The sequence below is a fragment of the Haliscomenobacter sp. genome, from assembly GCF_040403615.1.
GTDB lineage: Bacteria > Bacteroidota > Bacteroidia > Chitinophagales > Saprospiraceae > Haliscomenobacter.
Genome location: NZ_JBBAKG010000245.1, coordinates 1 through 2,382, shown reverse-complemented (window position 1 = coordinate 2,382; position 2,382 = coordinate 1). Strand labels below are relative to the sequence as shown.

Below are 2,382 nucleotides of genomic sequence, written 5' to 3'. Positions count from 1 at the left end.
GGCTTGTATGCCAATGTATACGGAAGCATCAGCGAACTGGATGCTGCTGTACTTGAACTTGCCCAAAAACTGGCCCAATCCAGCCCAGTCGCTATGCAGGAGTTGAAGGCCATTTTTTGGGAAGGCACCCAGCACTGGGATGAATTTTTGGAAGAACGCGCCGCCATCAGCGGCAAACTGGTGCTCTCAGAATACGCCAAAAAGGCAATCAATACCTAGCCATGACTCTTGTTAAAACCAAATTATCTTTACCCAAACCAACTTTACTTGAAGCTTTTCGATTGATGGCCACGGCTAAAAGCATGTCCACGCTTTACGAAGAGAATTTCAAGTTAGTGTCCAAATACGTGCACGCCACATCACGGGGACACGAAGCCATTCAATTGGCCTTAGGCATGCAATTGCTGCCCCAGGATTATGTTTTTCCGTATTACCGCGACGATGCCATGCTCCTGGGTATTGGCATGCGGCCCTACGAGTTGATGCTGCAATTGCTGGCCAAACGCGATGATCCCTTTTCAGGAGGTCGTACCTACTATGCGCATCCAAGTTTGCGCGACCCTGACAAACCCAAAATTCCGCATCAATCCTCGGCTACGGGCATGCAAGCCATCCCTGCCACCGGAGTCGCTTTGGGTTTTTGGTACAAAGAATCGCGGGCTTTGACCAAAGAATATCCCATCGACAAGCCCATCGTGGTGTGCTCTCTTGGCGACGCTTCGATGACCGAAGGCGAAGTATCTGAGGCCATGCAAATGGCTGTTTTGAAAAAACTGCCCATTCTGTACCTCGTGCAAGACAACGGCTGGGACATTTCTGCCAGTGCAGCAGAGATACGGGCACAGAGTGCCGCAGAATATGCCGCCGGATTCAAAGGATTGGAAACGCGCAGCATCCGGGGCAATGATTTTTTTGAATGTTACGATACTTTACAAGAAGTCATCAAATCCATCCGCCGCGAGCGGAGGCCATTTTTGGTGCACGCTGAAGTGCCCCTCCTGAGTCACCATACTTCCGGGGTACGCAAAGAATGGTATCGCGATGACCTGGATTGGCACCTTTCGCGTGATCCATTTCCCTTGTTTTGGCAGGATCTGATCGACAATGGGGTAGCCGACGAAGCACAATTGCAGGAAATTGAAGCCCAAGCAAAAGAGCAGGTGAAGGCCGACTTCATCGCCGCTCAACAAGCTGAAAACCCATTGCCGGAATCGCTTTATCTGCACGATTTTGCGCCCACTCCGATTGTGGAAGAAAAAGGACAACGCCAACCCGCACAAGGCCAGGAAGTGGTTATGGTAGATTGCGCCCTGCATGCAGTCGAGGAACTATTGCAGAAATACCCGGAATGTTTGATGTATGGCCAAGATGTGGGCATGCGCTTGGGTGGCGTATTTCGCGAAGCAGCAACCTTGGCGCAGAAATTTGGCAAAGAACGGGTGTTCAACACGCCCATACAAGAAGCTTTTATCATCGGAAGCACCGTAGGCATGTCGGCACTGGGCCTGAAAGCCATTGTGGAAGTGCAATTCGCCGATTATATTTGGCCTGGCTTGAATCAGTTGTTTACCGAAGTGAGCCGCTCTTGCTACCTCTCCAATGGAAAGTGGCCAGTGAGCTGCATCATTCGGGTGCCGGTGGGGGCTTATGGCAGCGGTGGTCCTTACCACAGTTCCAGTATAGAATCGGTATTGAGCAATATTCGGGGCATCAAGATTGTGTACCCCAGCAATGGTGCCGACATGAAAGGGCTAATGAAAGCTGCTTACCATGACCCCAATCCGGTGGTGATTTTGGAACACAAAGGCTTGTACTGGTCTAAAGTAAAAGGCACCGAAGCCGCCAGAACGGTCGAACCGGATGTGGATTACATCATTCCGTTGGGAAAAGCCAGAATCGTGCTCCAGGCAGTTGCCGAGCACGTTGATCAAGACAATTCCATATTCGTGGTGACTTACGGCATGGGCGTACATTGGGCATTGAATGCCGCCAAGCAATTTCCTGGGCAAATCGAGATCCTGGATTTGCGCACGATCGCCCCTTTGGATGAAGAAGCCCTCTATCTCGGAGCTGAGCAACATGGCAAAGTACTGGTCATCACCGAAGAACCGGTCAATGGCAGTTTTGCACAAAGCATCGCTGCGCGCATACAGCAACAGTGTTTTAGGCATTTGGATGCGCCAGTCATCACCATTGGGGCTGCTAATTTACCTGCAATCCCATTGAGCGAAGTCCTGGAACGCGAAATGTTGCTTTCTGCGGAGAAAGTAGCGGCAGAAATGGAAAAGTTGTTGAAATATTGAGTTTTGGGTTCACACAATCTTGCATAGGGGCGATAAAAAAATAAGTGATCATTTTGCCAGAGGATTAGATAAGTAAACG

1 protein-coding gene and 1 pseudogene are annotated in these 2,382 nt (G+C 50.2%); both read left to right on the top strand.

Annotated elements, in window-relative coordinates:
• Positions 1-219: pseudogene (locus tag ABW391_RS29285) on the top strand (enoyl-CoA hydratase/isomerase family protein); the annotation flags it as partial.
• A gap of 2 nt (positions 220-221) precedes the next feature.
• Positions 222-2,303 carry an alpha-ketoacid dehydrogenase subunit alpha/beta gene (locus ABW391_RS29280; protein ID WP_353485450.1) on the top strand — a complete coding sequence of 694 codons (2,082 nt, stop codon included), beginning with the start codon at positions 222-224 and terminating at the stop codon, positions 2,301-2,303.
• Positions 2,304-2,382: the final 79 nt, after the last annotated feature.

Bases quoted from the DNA above. Each gene is read 5' to 3' on its own strand.
- ABW391_RS29280 (WP_353485450.1), top strand. From the start codon at position 222: ATGACTCTTGTTAAAACCAAATTATCTTTACCCAAACCAACTTTACTT.